The sequence below is a fragment of the Kitasatospora purpeofusca genome (assembly GCF_034043715.1).
Taxonomy (GTDB): Bacteria; Actinomycetota; Actinomycetes; order Streptomycetales; family Streptomycetaceae; genus Kitasatospora; species Kitasatospora purpeofusca_A.
Window position 1 is genome coordinate 193,678 of record NZ_JAXCLC010000001.1, and the last position, 16,479, is coordinate 210,156.

Genomic DNA, 16,479 nt, shown 5'->3' on the forward strand with positions numbered 1-16,479 from the left:
CCCCCGGCGTCCAGGCGGGTGCGCGGCGGCCGTCACTCCATGGTGTCGAGGATCTCCTTGACCATCTCCATGGTGGTGCCCGGGTGCAGGAAGGCGAAGCGGGCGACCGTCTCGCCGTCCCAGCCGGTGGGGGTGACGAAGCCGATCTGGTCCGCCAGCAGCTGCTGCGACCAGCGGTAGTAGTCGTCGCCGGTCCAGCCCTTGCGCTTGAAGCAGACCGCGGAGAGCTGCGGGTCGAACAGCAGCTCCAGGTGCTCGCTGTCACGGATCAGCTGGGCGGTGTCCCGGGCCAGCGTCAGGCCGGTCTCGATGGCGTCGGTGTACGCCTGGACGCCGTGCACGGCGAGCGAGAACCACAGCGGCAGGCCGCGGGCGCGCCGGGTCAGGTGGTAGGCGTAGTCGGTGGGGTTCCACTCGTCGCCCTCGGTGTGCAGCACGTCCAGGTAGGAGGCGTCCTGGGTGTGCACGGCGCGGGCGAGCTGGGGGTTGCGGTAGATCAGCGCGGCGCAGTCGAACGGCGCGAACAGCCACTTGTGCGGGTCGACGACGAAGGAGTCGGCGTGCTCGATGCCGTTGTAGCGCTCCCGGACGGAGGGGGCGAACAGGCCCGCGCCGCCGTAGGCGCCGTCCACGTGGAACCACAGCCCGCGCTCGCGGGCGACCTCGGACAGGCCCTGGAGGTCGTCGACGATGCCCTCGTTGGTGGTGCCGCCGGTGCCGACGATCGCGATCACCGTCTCCGGGTCCGGGTCGGCGGCCAGGGCGGCGCGCAGCGCCTCGCCGGTGAACCGGCGGTCGACGGTCGGGACCTTGAACGCCTCGACGCCGATGATGTTGAAGGTGTTCTTGACCGAGGAGTGCACCTGGTCGGCGACGGCGATCCGCAGCCGGACCTCAGGACCGCTGGGCCGGCCCTCCGCCGCGAGCCGGCGGCGGGCCGTGTCCCGGGCGACGACCAGGGCGGAGAGGTTGCCGGCCGAGCCGCCGGAGACGAAGGTGCCGCCGGCCGAGGCCGGCATGCCCGCGCGGTCGGCTATCAGGCGCAGCACCTGGTTCTCGGCGGCGATCGCGCCGGCCGCCTCCAGCCAGGAGATGCCCTGGAGCGAGGCGCAGGAGACCACCATGTCGAAGAGCAGCGCGGCCTTGGTGGGGGCGCACGGGATGAAGGACAGGTAGCGCGGGCTGTCGGCGGAGATCACCGCGCGGGAGAGCTCGTGGTCGTAGAGCTTGAGCACGTCGGCCGGGTCGTTGCCGTCCTGGTTGAGCAGGCCGGACAGCTGGGCGCGCAGGTGCTCGCCGTCACCGGGGTGGTCGAGCGGGACGGGGTCGTACTGCAGCCGCTCGCGCATGTAGTCGAAAACCAGGTCGACCAGGTCGCTGTCGGGCCGGTGCATGCGGTCGGGGGCTGCGGACACGGGTGTCCCTCTCGGATCTGTGGGGGTCGGGAAGTCCGGTGGCACGGGGGGTCTGCACCGCACGGACCGGACGTGATCAGCGTAGGCAGCCGCAGGCCCTCCCCGCGCGTCGGAACGCGGCCGGTCGGGCAGCTTTCGGGCGTCTTCGGCGAGCCCCGCGCAGGATTCCTGCGCGGGGGGCGAATTGGGCCGAACGGGGAGGTTCCCCCGCCTAACCGATCAGCTGGGAGAGGACCACGGAGGAGCGGCTGCGCTGGACGCCGGGCTCGCGGCGGATCCGCTCGATGACCGCCTCCAGATGGCGCATGTCGGCGGCCCTCAGGTGCACCAGCGCGTCCGGATCGCCGGTGACCGTCCAGGCGGCGATCACCTCGGGGAACTGCCGCAGGCTGGCGAGGATCTCCTCGGGGGCGGTCCGTTCACGGCAGTAGACCTCGACGAAGGCCTCGGTCTGCCAGCCGAGCACCGAGGGGTCGAGCACCACGGTGAAGCCGCGGACCACCCCGCGCGCCCGCAGCCGGTCGATCCGGCGGCGGACGGCGGTGGCGGAGAGGTTCACCTGGAGCCCGATCTCGGCGTACGAGGCGCGGCCGTCCCCGGCCAGCCGGGCGAGCAGGAGGCGGTCGGTCTCGTCCAGGGAGGTCCCGACCGTCTCGTTCGCTCGGCTGCTGCTCATCGGTGCGGGGCTCCACGGGTCGTGCGGCGTCGGGATCGGGGCGGGCCTCGCCCGCCGGGGCGGCGGCCCGCCGAAACGGTTCGGCTCCATTCTGGCGGATGTCAGGAGCGAGTTCACCGCTGACGGATGACAACGGGAGGACGTCCGTCCGTCGGCCGGGCGCCACTCGGCCGGTCGGCCGGTCGGCCGGTCAAAAGGTCAACCGGTCAACCGGTCAACCGGTCAGCCGGTGAGCAGGACGATCTTGCCCCGGGTGCGGCCCTCGGCGCTCAGCGCCTGGGCGGAGGCGGCCTGGGCGAGCGGGAAGGTGGAGGCGACGGTCACGGTCAGCCGCCCCTCGTCGGCGAGCGCGGCCAGCTCGGCCAGTCCGGTGGCGTCCGGGCGGACCCAGACGTACCGGCCGCCGCGGGCCTTGACGCCGAAGTCGGCGGTGGAGGCGATCCGCGCCGGGTCGGCGACCAGTCCGGCCGAGACCTCGACGGCGTCGCCGCCGACCAGGTCCAGGGCCGCGTCCACCCCGTCCGGGGCCAGCGCCCTGACCCGCTCCGCCAGTCCCTCGCCGTACCGGACCGGCTCGGCGCCGAGCTCGCGCAGATAGGCGTGGTTGCGCTCGCCGGCGGTGCCGATCACCCGGGCCCCCAGGGCGCGGGCGATCTGGACGGCCAGGTGGCCGACCCCGCCGGCGGCGGCGTGCACCAGGACGGTGTCGCCGGGGCCCGCGTCCACCGCCCGCAGCGACTGGAGGGCGGTGAGCCCGGCCAGCGGCAGTCCGCCGGCCTGCGCCCAGTCCAGCGCGGCCGGCTTGCGGGCCAGGGTGCGGACCGGCGCGGCCACCAGCTCGGCATAGGTGCCGTGCTCGACCGTGTCCTTGCGCACACAGCCGTAGACCTCGTCGCCGGGCGCGAACTCGGTGACGCCGCCGCCGACGGCCCGGACCACCCCCGCGGCGTCCCAGCCCATCACCAGCGGGAAGTGCGCGTCGAGCAGGCCGTCCAGCAGCCCGTCCCGCACCTTCCAGTCGACCGGGTTCACCCCGGCCGCCCTGACCTGCACCAGCACCGAGTCCGGGCCGACCTTCGGGTCGGGCAGGTCGGTGTACTCGACCACCTCGGGGCCGCCGTAGCGGTGGATCGCGATTGCCTTCATGCCACCAGCGAAACCCGGCCGGACCTGGATCCGGTTCCGGCCACGCCGGAGGGGCCCGGGAAGGCTCCGAACCGGCGAGCGGTTCTCGTCACATCGACAGGATGGCCATCGTCACTCTGACGCTAACCGGTTATGATAGATCGCGTCAGATAGACGAAAAGGCTGCACGCCCGATCGGCCGCACAGAAGGGCACTCGCCCGTGACCACCACCATCACCGAGACCTACGGCGTCGACCCCACTCCGACGCCGCTCGCTCTGCTGCTGCTCGGCCGCCAGGCCGATCCGAACAGCGAGCGCGGCGTCGAGTGCCCGGGCGACCTGCCCCCGGCGTCCGATCCGGACCTCGTCGAGCGCGCCCGCGCGGCCAAGGCCGCGCTCGGCGACCGCGTCTTCATCCTGGGCCACCACTACCAGCGCGACGAGGTGATCGAGTTCGCCGACGTCACCGGCGACTCCTTCAAGCTCGCCCGGGACGCGGCGGCCCGCCCGGAGGCCGAGTACATCGTCTTCTGCGGTGTGCACTTCATGGCCGAGTCCGCCGACATCCTCACCGGCGACGCCCAGCAGGTCGTCCTGCCGGACCTCGCCGCGGGCTGTTCGATGGCCGACATGGCCACCGCCGAGCAGGTCGCCGAGTGCTGGGACGTCCTGACCGACGCCGGGATAGCCGACGTCACCGTCCCGGTCTCGTACATGAACTCCTCCGCCGACATCAAGGCCTTCACCGGTCGGCACGGCGGCACCATCTGCACCTCCTCCAACGCCCGGCGGGCGCTGGAGTGGGCGTACGAGCAGGGCCAGAAGGTGCTGTTCCTGCCCGACCAGCACCTGGGCCGCAACACCGCGGTGCGGGACATGGGCTTCTCGCTGGACGACTGCGTCCTCTACAACCCGCACAAGCCGAACGGCGGCCTGACCGTCCAGCAGCTGCGGGACGCGAAGATGATCCTCTGGCGCGGCCACTGCTCGGTGCACGGCCGGTTCACCCTGGACTCGGTGAACGACGTGCGCGAGCGGGTCCCCGGCGTCAACGTCCTGGTGCACCCGGAGTGCCGGCACGAGGTCGTCTCGGCGGCCGACATGGTCGGCTCGACCGAGTACATCATCAAGGCGCTGGACGCCGCCGAGCCCGGCTCCAAGTGGGCCATCGGCACCGAGCTCAACCTCGTCCGCCGGCTCGCCAAGGCGCACCCGGACAAGGAGGTCGTCTTCCTCGACCGGGCGGTCTGCTTCTGCTCCACCATGAACCGGATCGACCTCCCGCACCTGGTCTGGGCGCTGGAGTCGCTGGTCGAGGGCCGGGTGCCGAACGTGATCAAGGTCGACCCGGAGACCGAGAAGTACGCCAAGGCGGCGCTGGACCGGATGCTGGCCCTGCCGTAACGATTCGCCGGTCCGCCGCCGGTCCGCGGGTTCCCGCGCCGGCGCCGGCCCCGGCGCGGGCACCGACAAAGGGCGGGCCCCCTCCGTGCGGAGGGGGCCCGCCCCTGTGTCTGGCGCGAGACGGCGGCTACTCGGGAACGCCCGGGATGAGGCCGTCGCCCTCCGCCCGCAGCATCTCGCGGACGTCGGCGATGGTGGCCTCGGCATCCGGCAGGATCAGGTCCGACGGCTCCAGCGAATCGTCCGCCAACGGGGTGCCGAACTCCCGCACGGCGCCGAGCAGCTCGACGAGCGCCCGGCGGAACTGTTCCTCGTCCCCCGACTCCAGTGCGGTGAGAAGCTCCTCGTCGAGCTCGTTGAGCCGGTTCAGATGGGTCTCGCCCACCTGGAACTGTCCCTCACCCATGACCCGCATGATCATGCCGTGCGTCTCCCTGTTCCTGGGGATGTTCCCGGAGGTGCTCCGGGGTGGAGCTCAGGTCGGTTGCTGCCCTACTTGTTGTAGTTGATCCGCGGGCCGTCCTGCTGCTGCGGCGCGGCATCCTGCGGCCGGCCCTGCTCGATCGCCTGCGGGCCGGCCGGGGAGCCCCCGGTCAGCTCGGCCTTCATCCGGGCCAGCTCCAGTTCGACGTCGGAACCGCCGGCCACCCGCTCCAGCTCGGCCTCGATGTCGTCCTTGCGGCCGAGACCGCTGGCGTCGTCGAGCGCGCCGGAGGCCAGCAGCTCGTCGATCGCACCGGCCCTGGCCTGCATCTGCGCGGTCTTGTCCTCGGCCCGCTGGATCGCCAGACCGACATCGCCCATCTCCTCCGAGATACCGGAGAAGGACTCGGCGATCCGGGTCTGCGCCTGGGCCGCGGTGTAGGTGGCCTTGATGGTCTCCTTCTTGGTGCGGAAGGCGTCGACCTTGGCCTGCAGCCGCTGGGAGGCGAGCGTGAGCTTCTCCTCCTCGGCCTGGAGCTGCTGGTACTGCACCTCCAGGTCGTTGATCTGGGACTGCATGTTCGCCTTGCGGGTGAGAGCCTCGCGGGCGAGGTCCTCCCGGCCGAGCGAGAGCGCCTTGCGGCCCTGGTCCTCGTACTTCGCCGACTGCTGCTGCAGCTGGGTCAGCTGGAGCTCCAGACGCTTGCGCGAGGTGGCCACGTCCGCGACACCACGACGCACCTTCTGCAGCAGCTCGAGCTGCTTCTGGTACGAATAATCGAGCGTCTCACGCGGATCCTCCGCCCGGTCCAAGGCCTTGTTCGCCTTGGAGCGGAAGATCAGCCCCATACGCTTCATGATTCCGTCGCTCATGGGCCTCGGGTGCCCCCTTCTCCGGCCTGCGGTCTAAGTCTCTTACCAGACACGACGAGTGTATGTGCAGCGAGCCCGTCGCCGCAGTGCACCTGCCTGCAACAAGCCTGCTACAGGTCGGTCCCGGGAAGCCTCATCCGCGGGGTGGATCCCGCCCTCATTCCACCCGCCGGTCAGCGGAGTGATCCCCTACGGGACAGCCCCGGCCGACCCGTCGCGGCCGGTCCGGGACGCGATCGATACGCGTTCGGTTCCCGGGGGGCCCGAAGAAGCGGCGCCGCACCCCGTAGGCTGGTGGTGTGTTCCGACGCCGTTCAGATGATGCCGCCGCCTCCGCCACCGTGCTGGAGAAGCAGGACGGCAAGACGCAGACCCGCGACCCGCAGGCGAAGAAGGGGCGGCCCACGCCCAAGCGCAGCGAGGCCGAGACCAACCGCCGGACCAGGGTCACCGTGCCCAAGGACCGCAAGGAGGCCTCCCGCCAGGCCCGCGAGCGGATGCGCTCCGAGCGCGAGAAGCAGCGCCAGGCGCTGGTGGACGGCGACGAACGCCACCTGCCGGCCCGTGACAAGGGCCCGGTGCGGAAGTTCACCCGCGACTACGTGGACGCCCGCTGGTCGCTCGCCGAGTTCTTCCTGCCCGCCGCCGTGCTGATCCTGGTGCTCAGCATCGTCAAGGTGCCGGCCCTGCAGCTGCTCTCCACCGTGCTGTTCCTGCTCTTCTTCGTCCTGGTGATCCTGGACTTCGTCCGACTCGGCCTCGGCCTGCGCAAGCAGCTCGCCGAGCGCTTCGCCGGGCAGAACAGCCGCGGCGCGGTCGCGTACGGCCTGATGCGCATCCTGCAGATGCGCCGGCTGCGACTGCCCAAGCCGCAGGTGCGGCGCGGGGAGAAGCCCTGACCGCCGAACCGGTGGACTCCGGCTGGGCCCCTCCCCTGTGGGACGGGCCCGGCCTGTACGCGCTCCCCGGCCAGGGGGGCGGCGGCCACGACCGGTTCGCCCAGGAGCGCGACGGGTACGAGCGGCACGGCCAGGAGCGGCGGCTGCCCTCGCGCAGCGGCTCCTTCGCCGGCGGCACCGGCCCCGCGCCGGGGCGCTCCGGCACCCTGCGCAACCTCGTCCGGCAGGAGATGGTCGCCCGGCAGCTCGCCGAGCAGCTCACCGGACGCACCGCCCAGCGCGTCCTCGACATCGGCTGCGGCCGGGGCACCCAGGCCCTGCGGCTGGCCCGGGCCGGCCACTACGTCACCGGCATCGACTCCGACCCGGCCGCGCTCGGCGCCGCCCAGGAGACGCTGGCCGAGGAGCCCGACGCCGTACGCGAGCGGGTCCAGCTGCTGATCGGCGACGGGCACCAGTGCGGGCGCTGGTTCGGGGCCCGCAGCTTCGACGTCGTCCTCTGCCACGGCGTGCTGATGTACCTGCCGGACCCCGATCCGATGATCGCCTCGCTGGCCCGGCTGCTCGCCCCGGGCGGGCTGCTCTCGCTGGTGGTCCGCAACCGCGACGCGCTCGCCCTGCGGCCCGCCGCCGCCGGCGACTGGCGCGCCGCCCTGGAAGCCTTCGAGAGCGACCGGTACTACAACCGGCTCGGTCTGGCGGCCCGCGCCGACCGGATCGGCGACCTCGCCGTCACCCTCTCCGAGGTGTCCGTGCCGCTGCGGCACTGGTACGGCGTCCGGGTCCTCACCGAGAGCGCCCCCGACGACGCGCCGCCCGTGGACGGCCGCCAGCTCGCCCAGCTGCTGGAGGCCGAGGAGCGGGCCGGCCGCACCGACCCGTACCGGCAGGTCGCCGCGCTGCTGCACGTCGTCGGGATGAAGTAGCCCCGACCGGCAGCCCGGGGTAGGCCGCCCGCGCACCGGCGAGCGGCCCCCGTCCGGGCCGGATCAGCCCTCGTGCAGACCCATCGTGTAGATCTCGCGGTCGTCGTCCAGCAGGACGGCGCGGTCCACCCCGTCCTCGGCCAACTGCTTCCAGTTCTCCCCGATCCAGGTCTCCGCGTCCCCCTGGCCGGCGAACTCCTCCGCCTGCCCGCTGCCAGGGGCCACCACGGTGCCGTCCGCCTTCTCGTACCGCCACGTCCAGACCATGCCCGGCTCCTCCCGCCGACGACCAGCGATGCGCTGTGCTGCGCACCCTAGGTCCTCTCTTCCGGGTCACGCCAGGCATGATCCGACGTGACCCGGAAGAGAGGACCTGCCCTCAGGTTGCCCGGCCGGATCTTCGGTAAGCGCCGTGGGCGAGGATGGGCCCATGACATCTGACGCACCGCTCCCCCGCACGCTGCTCCTCGGCGGCGCGCGGTCCGGCAAGTCGACCCGGGCGGAACAGCTGCTGGCCCGGTACGACGACGTGCTGTACGTGGCCACCGGCGGCACCCGGGACGGCGACGCGGAGTGGGCGCAGCGGGTCGCCCTGCACCGGGACCGGCGCCCGGCGAGCTGGCGCACCGCCGAGACCTGCGGGCTGGAGGCCGTCCTGGCCGACACCGCCGACCCGGCCCCGGTGCTGATCGACTGTCTGGCGCTGTGGCTCACCTCGGTGATGGACGAGTGCGGCGCCTGGGACGACGCGGTCTGGGCGGACGGCGGCGAGGCCGAGGTGGGCCGGCGCTGCGCGGCGCTGGCGGCCGCCTGGGCCGGGACCCGGCGGCGGGTCGTGGCGGTCAGCAACGAGGTCGGCATGGGCGTCGTCCCGGCCACCCCGGCCGGCCGCCGGTTCCGCGACACCCTGGGCCGGCTCAACATGGCGGTCGCCGACGCCTCCGAGCGTGTGCTGCTGGTGGTGGCGGGGCAGGTTCTCACCGTCAAGCCCGCCGCCGGGTGACGACCTGCGCCCGGTTCCCTCCGGGGCGTTCCGGCCCGGCACCGACAGGTCGGCGGGCACGGCGCCACCTCCTTCGTCGGCGGCTCGGCCCTTCTCCCGTTCGGCACCGGCGCGCCCGTCCGGTGAACACCCGCGGCGTGTAGCCTTCCGGACGATGGACACGACCGTGGATCTCGATACGTTCTCCTCGCTCGTCGAGCGCCCCGACGAGAGCGCCCGGCGCGCCGCCGAGGAGCGGTGGCAGGAGCTGGACCGGCCGCTGGGCGGCCTCGGCAAGCTGGAGGAGCTGGGCGCCTGGCTGTCCTCCGTGCAGGGGCGCTCCCCCGTGCGGCCGCTGTCCGCGCCCAAGGTGGTGCTGTTCGCCGCCGACCACGGGGTGGCCCGGGTCGGGGTCTCCCGGCTGCCCGCCGGGGGCGGCACGGCCGCGCGCGTGCGGGCCGTGCTCGACGGCACCGCGCCGGTCGCGCTGCTCGCCCGGCGCTTCGGCGCCGGGGTGCGGGTGGTGGACGTCGCGGTCGACGCCGAGGCCGCGGACTTCCCCGAGGACGTGACGGCGCACCGGGTGCGGCGCGGCTCCGGGCGGATCGACGTCGAGGACGCGCTGAGCCCCGAGGAGACCGCGAAGGCGTTCCGGGCCGGGATGGCCGTCGCCGACGAGGAGGCCGACGCCGGGACCGACCTGGTGGTGCTGGGCGACCTCGGGGTCGGCTCGACCACGGTGGCGGCGGTCCTGGTCGGCGCGCTCTGCGGGACGGACGCGGCGGCGGTCACCGGGCGCGGCTCGGGCATCGACGACCGGGTGTGGATGGTCAAGTGCGCGACCGTGCGCGACTCGCTGCGGCGGGCCCGGCCGGTGCTGGGTGACCAGCTGGCGTTGCTGGGGGCCACCGGCGGCGCGGACTTCGCGGCGATCACCGGCTTCCTGTTGCAGGCCGCGGTGCGGAAGCTGCCGGTGGTGCTGGACGGGGTCGTCTCGGCGGCCTGCGCGCTGGTCGCGCAGCGGATCGCGTTCCGGGCGCCGGAGTGGTGGCGGGCCGGGCAGACCAGCGGCGAGCCGGCCCAGGCGAAGGCCTACGACCGGCTGACCCTGACGCCGCTGCAGGAGCAGGGGATCACCATGGGCGAGGGTGTCGGCGCGCTGATGGCGCTGCCGCTGCTCCAGGCCGCGGCGGACACGCTGGCCGACGAGCCGCCGACGGCGTACGTGCCGGCGGCGCCGAAGGAGCCGGCGCGGCTGCCGACGGCGGCGGAGCTGCTGGGCAGGCTGTAGGAAGGGCAGGGGCCCGGGATCCGTCGGACGGGTCCCGGGCCCCTGGCACGCGCGCTTCCGGCACCCGGCCGGGTGCCGGACAGGAGTGGGTGGTTGACGGTGCGGGACGGGCTGCGGTTCGCGTTCGGGACCCTGTCGGTGCTGCCGGTGCGGGTCGACCGGTGGGACCGGGCGTCCGGGGGGCGGGCGATGGTGGCCGCGCCGCTGGTCGGGGTGGTGCTCGGGGCGCTCGCCGGGGCGACGGGGGCGCTGGTCGCCTGGCGCGCGGGCGGGCCGCTCGGGGCGGTCGCGGCGGTCGGCGTGCTCGCGGTGCTCACCCGGGGACTCCATCTGGACGGCCTGGCGGACGTCGCGGACGGCCTGGGCAGCGGGAAGCCCGCCGAGGACGCGCTGCGGATCATGAAGCAGTCGGACATCGGCCCGTTCGGCGTGCTCACCCTCGTCCTCGTGCTGCTCGCGCAGGTGGCCGCGCTGGCCGGGCAGTTCGACCGTTCCCCGCTGCGGGGCGCGCTCGCGGTGCTCGCAGCGGCGGTGGCCGGGCGCTGCGCGCTCGCCTGGGGCTGCCTGCGCACGGTGCCGGCGGCCCGGCCGGGCGGGCTGGGCGCGATGGTGGCGAGCACCGTGACGCCGGCTGCGGCGCTCGCCTCGACCGCGGCCGCGGCGGCCCTGCTCGGAGTCGTCGGCCTGCTTGACGGATGGTCAGCCCTCGTGCTGCCGCTGGCCGTTGTGATCGGCACCGGCGCCGCCCGGCCGCTGCTGCGGCGGTGCGTGCGGCGGTTCGGCGGGATCACCGGGGACGTGCTCGGTGCGACGGTGGAGACCGCCGCGACGGGTGCGCTGCTGGCCCTGGCGCTGCTGCGCGGATAAGGGCTCCGAAGCCCCGGTGCCGAAAGGCGGTGGACCGGGCGGCGCGCGATCCCACCATGCGGACTACCATGCGGGGAGCACCGCAGCCCTGCACCGTCGCAGGTCCTGCCCGTCCGGCGCCCGTCGCGGCGCCGGGGCCTCTGGTGCGCGCGGCCGCCGCGACGGTGGGGGCGCGCAGCCAGGGGCCCCGGGTCCGACACCGCCGGGCCGGTCGGCCTGGCCGGCGGCTGCGGGCTGCGCCGGTACGGCACTCGCGCCGCGACCGGTCGTGGACCGCGAAAGAACAGGACGCATTACGTGACTGCATTGTCTGTGAGCACCTCCGCCGCCGCCTCGCTGCGCGCGGACGCCCTGGTGATCGGCGTGGCGAAGGGCTCCAAGGGCCTCGTGCCGGCCCCGGGCGGCGAGGCCGTGGCCGAGGCGTTCGAGGGCAAGCTGGCCGAGGTTCTCGCCACCCTGGGCGCCACCGGCGCCGAGGGCGAGGCCGTCAAGGTGCCCGCCCCGGCCGGTCTGAAGGCCGCGCTCGTGCTCGCGGTCGGCCTCGGCGACGCCGTCGAGGGCGGGTACGAGCTGGAGGCCCTGCGCCGCGCCGCCGGTGTCGCCGCCCGCACGCTGGCCGGCAGCAAGAAGGTCGCGCTGGCCCTGCCGGCCGAGTCCGCCGAGGAGGTCGAGGCGGTCGCGCTGGGCGCCCTGCTCGGCACCTACGCGTTCGGCACCTACAAGCAGAACGGCAACGGCGGCAAGGAGCCGGTCGGCGAGCTGCTGGTGCTCTCGACCCGCAAGGGCAGCAAGGACGCCAAGGCGGCCGTCGAGCGTGCCGTGGCCGTCGGCGAGGAGATGAACCGCGCCCGCGACCTGGTCAACACCGCGCCGAACGACCTGAACCCGAAGTCCTTCGCCGCGATCGCCCAGGCCGCCGGCAAGGAGCACGGCCTCAAGGTCGAGGTGCTGGACGAGAAGGCCCTGCTCAAGGGCGGCTTCGGCGGCCTGCTCGGCGTCGGCAACGGCTCGGCCAACCCGCCGCGGCTGGTGAAGGTGGCGTACACCCACCCGAAGGCGAAGGCCACGCTGGCGTTCATCGGCAAGGGCATCACCTACGACTCGGGCGGCATCTCGCTGAAGCCGGCCGGCCACAACGAGACCATGAAGTGCGACATGGCCGGCGCCGCCGCGGTGTTCGCCGCCGTGGTCGCCGCCAAGCGCCTCGGCCTCCAGGTCAACGTCACCGCGTGGCTGGCGCTGGCCGAGAACATGCCGTCCGGTACGGCCACCCGCCCGGGCGACGTGCTGCGGATGTACGGCGGCAAGACCGTCGAGGTGCTGAACACCGACGCCGAGGGCCGTCTGGTGCTGGCCGACGCCATCGTGCGGGCCGGCGAGGAGAACCCGGACGTCATCGTCGACGTGGCGACCCTGACCGGGGCGATGATCCTGGCCCTGGGCAACCGCACCTTCGGTGTGATGGCCAACAACGACGAGCTGCGCGCGAGCCTGCACGCCGCCGCCGGCGAGGTCGGCGAGCCGTCCTGGCCGATGCCGCTGCCGGCCGAGCTGCGCAAGGGCATGACCGAGTCGACCATCGCCGACCTGGCCAACATGGGCGACCGGATGGGCGGCGGCCTGGTGGCCGGCCTGTTCCTGAAGGAGTTCGTGGCCGAGGGCATCGACTGGGCGCACCTGGACATCGCCGGCCCGGCGTTCCACGAGGCCGCGCCGTTCGGCTACACCCCGAAGGGCGGCACCGCGACGGCGGTCCGCACCCTGGTCCGCTTCGCCGAGCAGAAGGCCGCGGGCGGCAAGGGCTGACGGAGGGGCACGACCGAGGACGGGGTCCGGCGCGCACGCGCCGGACCCCGTCCGGCTTCCACCGCGGGTTACCTGCGGGTAGGGGACGCGGGCGCGCGCCGCACCCGTGTTCGCTGCGGGCGAAACTTTGTTCCACCCTGCGGAACCGCCGGCCGCGAGGGTCCCGGAAAACCCCCTCCCGCCCCCTGTCAACCCCGCCTTGAGCTGCGACGATGCCCCTCCGTCCGGGGTATTCCCACCCCTGCGACCGCCCTTGGGGACACCGCTGGGGCGGACCCGGACATCAGCCGCCGCGAACAAGTGCGAAGATGTATTTCCGGCACGACTGGGCGCCCCACAAGGGCTTCCGACCCACCGGACCGCGACCGGCCCGGCGATCCACATCCCATTGCATGGAGGACGTGACGTGGCGAACGACGCCAGCACCGTTTTCGACGTAGTCATTCTCGGAGGCGGAAGCGGCGGTTACGCCGCGGCGCTCCGCGGCGCCCAGCTGGGCCTGAGCGTCGCCCTGGTCGAGAAGGGCGAGCTCGGCGGCACCTGCCTCCACCGCGGCTGCATCCCGACCAAGGCGCTGCTGCACGCGGCCGAGATCGCCGACGAGACGAAGGAGGCCGCCGAGTTCGGCGTGCTGGCCACCTTCCAGGGCATCGACATCAATGGCGTCCACAAGTACAAGGACGACGTCGTCGCCGGCCTGTACAAGGGCCTCCAGGGCCTGGTGGCCTCCCGCAAGGTCACCTTCGTCCAGGGCGAGGGCAAGCTCTCCTCGCAGACCTCGGTGGACGTCAACGGCCAGCGCATCGAGGGCCGCCACATCGTCCTGGCCACCGGCTCCGTGCCGCGCTCGATCCCGGGCCTGGAGATCGACGGCAACCGCGTCATCTCCTCGGACCACGCCCTCAAGCTCGACCGCATCCCGCAGTCGGCCGTCATCCTCGGCGGCGGCGTGATCGGTGTCGAGTTCGCCTCCGTCTGGAAGTCGTTCGGCGTCGACGTCACCATCGTCGAGGCCCTGCCGCACCTGGTCCCGCTGGAGGACGAGAGCTCCTCCAAGCTGCTGGAGCGCGCCTTCCGCAAGCGTGGCATCAAGTTCGAGCTCAAGGCCCGCTTCTCCGGCGTCGAGTACACCGAGACCGGTGTCCGCGTCTCCACCGAGAACGGCAAGCAGATCGACGCCGACCTGCTGCTCGTCGCCATCGGCCGCGGCCCGGTCTCGGCCGGCCTCGGCTACGAGGAGAACGGTGTCGCGATGGACCGCGGCTACGTCCTCGTCGACGAGTACATGCGCACCAACGTGCCGACCATCTCGGCCGTCGGCGACCTGGCCCCGACCCTGCAGCTGGCCCACGTCGGTTTCGCCGAGGGCATCCTCGTCGCCGAGCGCCTGGCCGGCCTCAAGCCGGTGCCGATCGACTACGACGGCGTCCCGCGGGTGACCTACTCCAACCCCGAGGTGGCCTCCGTCGGCATCTCCGAGGCCAAGGCCGTCGAGCTGTACGGCAAGGAGAAGGTCGTCACCGTCAAGTACAACCTGGCCGGCAACGGCAAGAGCAAGATCCTGAAGACCGCCGGCGAGATCAAGCTCGTCCAGGTCAAGGACGGCGCCGTGGTCGGCGTCCACATGGTCGGCGCCCGCATGGGCGAGCAGGTCGGAGAGGCCCAGCTGATCTACAACTGGGAGGCTCTCCCGGCCGAGGTCGCGCAGCTCATCCACGCGCACCCGACCCAGTCCGAGGCCCTGGGCGAGGCGCACCTGGCGCTGGCCGGCAAGCCGCTGCACGCGCACGACTGATCGCGCCCCCACACCCCCATCTTCCAGTTCGCAAGACTTGAATAGGAGTCGCTGAAACCATGGCGGTCTCAGTAACACTGCCCGCGCTGGGCGAGAGCGTTTCCGAGGGCACCGTCACCCGTTGGCTGAAGGCCGAGGGTGAGCGCGTGGAGGTCGACGAGCCGCTGCTCGAGGTCTCCACCGACAAGGTCGACACCGAGATTCCGGCCCCGGCCTCCGGCATTCTGGCCTCGATCAAGGTCGGCGAGGACGAGACCGTCGCGGTCGGCGCCGAGCTGGCGATCATCGACGACGGCTCGGGCGCACCGGTCGCCGCCGCGGCTCCGGCCGCCGCTGCCCCGGCCCCGGCCCCGGTCGCGGAGGCCCCGGTCGCCGCTCCGGCTCCGGTCGCCGAGGCTCCGGCCGCGCCGGCCGCTCCGGTCGCCGCCGCTCCGGCGGCCCCGGCCGCCGACGCCACCCCGGTGCTGCTGCCGGCCCTGGGCGAGTCGGTCTCCGAGGGCACCGTCACCCGCTGGCTGAAGGCCGAGGGTGACACGGTCGAGGTCGACGAGCCGCTGCTCGAGGTCTCCACCGACAAGGTCGACACCGAGATTCCGTCGCCGGTCGCCGGCACCCTGGTGAAGATCCTGGTCGGCGAGGACGAGACCGCCGCGGTCGGCGCCCAGCTCGCGCTGATCGGTGCCGCGGGCGCCGTCGCCGCCGCTCCGGCTCCGGTGGCCGCTCCGGCTCCGGTGGCCGCTCCGGCTCCGGCCGCTGCTCCGGCTGCTCCGGCTCCGGTCGCTGCCCCGGCCGCTCCGGCCCCCGTTGCCGCTCCGGCTCCGGTGGCCGCTCCGGCTCCGGTCGCTGCTCCGGCTCCCGTTGCCGCTCCGGCTGCTCCGGCTCCGGTGGCCGCCCCGGCTCCGGCCGCCCCGGTGGCCGACGCCGGTGACGCCTACGTCACCCCGCTGGTGCGCAAGCTCGCCGCCGAGCACGGCGTCGCGCTGACCGCTGTCACCGGCACCGGTGTCGGCGGCCGCATCCGCAAGCAGGACGTCCTGGCCGCCGCCGAGGCGGCCAAGGCCGCCAAGGCCGCGCCGGCCCCGGTCGCCGCAGCCCCGGCCGCCGCCGCGCCGAAGGCCGCTGCCGCCCCGTCGGCCCTGCGCGGCCAGACGGTCAAGATGACCCGCATGCGCAAGGTCATCGGCGACAACATGATGAAGGCCCTGCACGAGCAGGCGCAGCTCACCAGCGTGGTCGAGGTGGACGTCACCCGGATCATGTCGCTGCGCGCCAAGGCCAAGGACTCCTTCCTCGCCCGCGAGGGCGTGAAGCTGTCCCCGATGCCGTTCTTCGTCAAGGCCGCCGCCCAGGCGCTGAAGGCCCACGCGGTCGTCAACGCCCGGATCAACGACGCCGAGGGCACCATCACCTACTTCGACACCGAGAACATCGGTATCGCGGTGGACTCGGAGAAGGGTCTGATGACCCCGGTCATCAAGGGTGCCGGTGACCTCAACATCGCCGGTATCTCGAAGAAGACCGCCGAGCTGGCCGGCAAGGTGCGCAACAACAAGATCACCCCGGACGAGCTGTCCGGCGCCACCTTCACCATCAGCAACACCGGCTCGCGCGGCGCGCTGTTCGACACCGTCATCGTGCCGCCGAACCAGGCCGCCATCCTGGGCATCGGCGCGACGGTCAAGCGCCCGGTCGTCATCGAGGCCGACGGCGGCACCGCCATCGGCATCCGTGACATGACCTACCTGTCGCTCTCCTACGACCACCGCCTGGTGGACGGCGCCGACGCCGCCCGCTACCTGGTCGCGGTCAAGGAGATCCTGGAGAGCGGCGAGTTCGAGGTCGAGCTCGGCCTGTAAGGCTCCGCCCGGGGTCTCCCTCCGGCAGCACCGGAACCCCGCGTCGTCCCCGGACGGCGCGGGGTTCCGCGCGTCCGGGGCGGGGTGGTGGCGGTGGACGGCGGGCGTCTTCGCGCCGTTCCGGGTTTTTCGTGTGGTT

The 16,479-nt window shown here is 73.4% G+C and carries 14 protein-coding genes and 1 pseudogene; 9 read left to right on the top strand and 6 right to left on the bottom strand.

Translation table 11 applies throughout. The features are described 5' to 3' along the window. Nucleotides 1–32 precede the first annotated feature (32 nt). The 3 genes from SM793_RS00900 to SM793_RS00910 form a co-directional block, all read right to left on the bottom strand. Entirely contained in the window at nt 33–1,415 is a 1,383-nt protein-coding gene (locus SM793_RS00900; protein WP_320436002.1) for a pyridoxal phosphate-dependent decarboxylase family protein, read from the bottom strand. Between the two features lie 211 nt (nt 1,416–1,626). Further along, nucleotides 1,627–2,091: an Lrp/AsnC family transcriptional regulator gene (locus SM793_RS00905; RefSeq protein ID WP_320436003.1), complete on the bottom strand. Its 465-nt coding sequence runs from the start codon at nt 2,089–2,091 to the stop codon at nt 1,627–1,629. 222 nt (nt 2,092–2,313) lie between these two features. Beyond that, entirely contained in the window at nt 2,314–3,237 is a 924-nt protein-coding gene (locus SM793_RS00910; protein ID WP_320436004.1) for an NADP-dependent oxidoreductase, read from the bottom strand. A 200-nt stretch (nt 3,238–3,437) separates the two neighbouring features. On the opposite strand from SM793_RS00910, the gene nadA reads away from it, so the two are divergent. Continuing rightward, a complete protein-coding gene (gene nadA / locus SM793_RS00915; RefSeq protein ID WP_320436005.1) occupies nt 3,438–4,622 on the top strand; it encodes a quinolinate synthase NadA in 1,185 nt (394 codons plus the stop codon). Nucleotides 4,623–4,749: 127 nt separating this feature from the next. Here nadA and pspAA read toward each other — a convergent pair whose 3' ends face one another. Both pspAA and SM793_RS00925 read right to left on the bottom strand, forming a co-directional pair. Then, nucleotides 4,750–5,043 (bottom strand): PspA-associated protein PspAA, encoded by a 294-nt coding sequence (gene pspAA / locus SM793_RS00920; protein ID WP_320436006.1) that lies wholly within the window; start codon nt 5,041–5,043, stop codon nt 4,750–4,752. A 71-nt stretch (nt 5,044–5,114) separates the two neighbouring features. Further along, entirely contained in the window at nt 5,115–5,918 is an 804-nt protein-coding gene (locus SM793_RS00925; protein ID WP_266310872.1) for a PspA/IM30 family protein, read from the bottom strand. Between the two features lie 299 nt (nt 5,919–6,217). Here SM793_RS00925 and SM793_RS00930 point away from each other — a divergent pair, with 299 nt between their 5' ends. Together SM793_RS00930 and SM793_RS00935 are read left to right on the top strand one after the other, a co-directional pair. Next, nucleotides 6,218–6,817 carry a DUF3043 domain-containing protein gene (locus tag SM793_RS00930; protein WP_413815838.1) on the top strand — a complete coding sequence of 200 codons (600 nt, stop codon included), beginning with the start codon at nt 6,218–6,220 and terminating at the stop codon, nt 6,815–6,817. A 230-nt stretch (nt 6,818–7,047) separates the two neighbouring features. After that, entirely contained in the window at nt 7,048–7,743 is a 696-nt protein-coding gene (locus SM793_RS00935) for a class I SAM-dependent methyltransferase (protein ID WP_413815846.1), read from the top strand. 63 nt (nt 7,744–7,806) lie between these two features. Here SM793_RS00935 and SM793_RS00940 read toward each other — a convergent pair whose 3' ends face one another. Beyond that, complete coding sequence (locus SM793_RS00940; RefSeq protein WP_320436008.1) at nt 7,807–8,010, bottom strand: hypothetical protein; 204 nt, start codon at nt 8,008–8,010, stop codon at nt 7,807–7,809. Between the two features lie 175 nt (nt 8,011–8,185). Between SM793_RS00940 and cobU the strand changes: the two are divergent. The 6 genes and pseudogenes from cobU to sucB all read left to right on the top strand — a co-directional run. After that, a pseudogene (cobU, locus tag SM793_RS00945) lies at nt 8,186–8,746 on the top strand (bifunctional adenosylcobinamide kinase/adenosylcobinamide-phosphate guanylyltransferase); the annotation flags it as partial. 154 nt (nt 8,747–8,900) lie between these two features. Further along, the gene (locus SM793_RS00950) at nt 8,901–10,016 is read left to right on the top strand and encodes a nicotinate-nucleotide--dimethylbenzimidazole phosphoribosyltransferase (RefSeq protein WP_320436009.1); all 1,116 of its coding nucleotides are present in this window, start codon (nt 8,901–8,903) and stop codon (nt 10,014–10,016) included. A gap of 93 nt (nt 10,017–10,109) precedes the next feature. Beyond that, the gene (locus tag SM793_RS00955; protein WP_320436010.1) at nt 10,110–10,883 is read left to right on the top strand and encodes an adenosylcobinamide-GDP ribazoletransferase; all 774 of its coding nucleotides are present in this window, start codon (nt 10,110–10,112) and stop codon (nt 10,881–10,883) included. A gap of 297 nt (nt 10,884–11,180) precedes the next feature. Next, the gene (locus tag SM793_RS00960; protein ID WP_320436011.1) at nt 11,181–12,689 is read left to right on the top strand and encodes a leucyl aminopeptidase; all 1,509 of its coding nucleotides are present in this window, start codon (nt 11,181–11,183) and stop codon (nt 12,687–12,689) included. Nucleotides 12,690–13,077: 388 nt separating this feature from the next. Beyond that, nucleotides 13,078–14,484: a dihydrolipoyl dehydrogenase gene (gene lpdA / locus SM793_RS00965; protein ID WP_320436012.1), complete on the top strand. Its 1,407-nt coding sequence runs from the start codon at nt 13,078–13,080 to the stop codon at nt 14,482–14,484. Between the two features lie 59 nt (nt 14,485–14,543). Beyond that, nucleotides 14,544–16,340 (top strand): 2-oxoglutarate dehydrogenase, E2 component, dihydrolipoamide succinyltransferase, encoded by a 1,797-nt coding sequence (sucB, locus tag SM793_RS00970; protein WP_320436013.1) that lies wholly within the window; start codon nt 14,544–14,546, stop codon nt 16,338–16,340. Nucleotides 16,341–16,479: the final 139 nt, after the last annotated feature.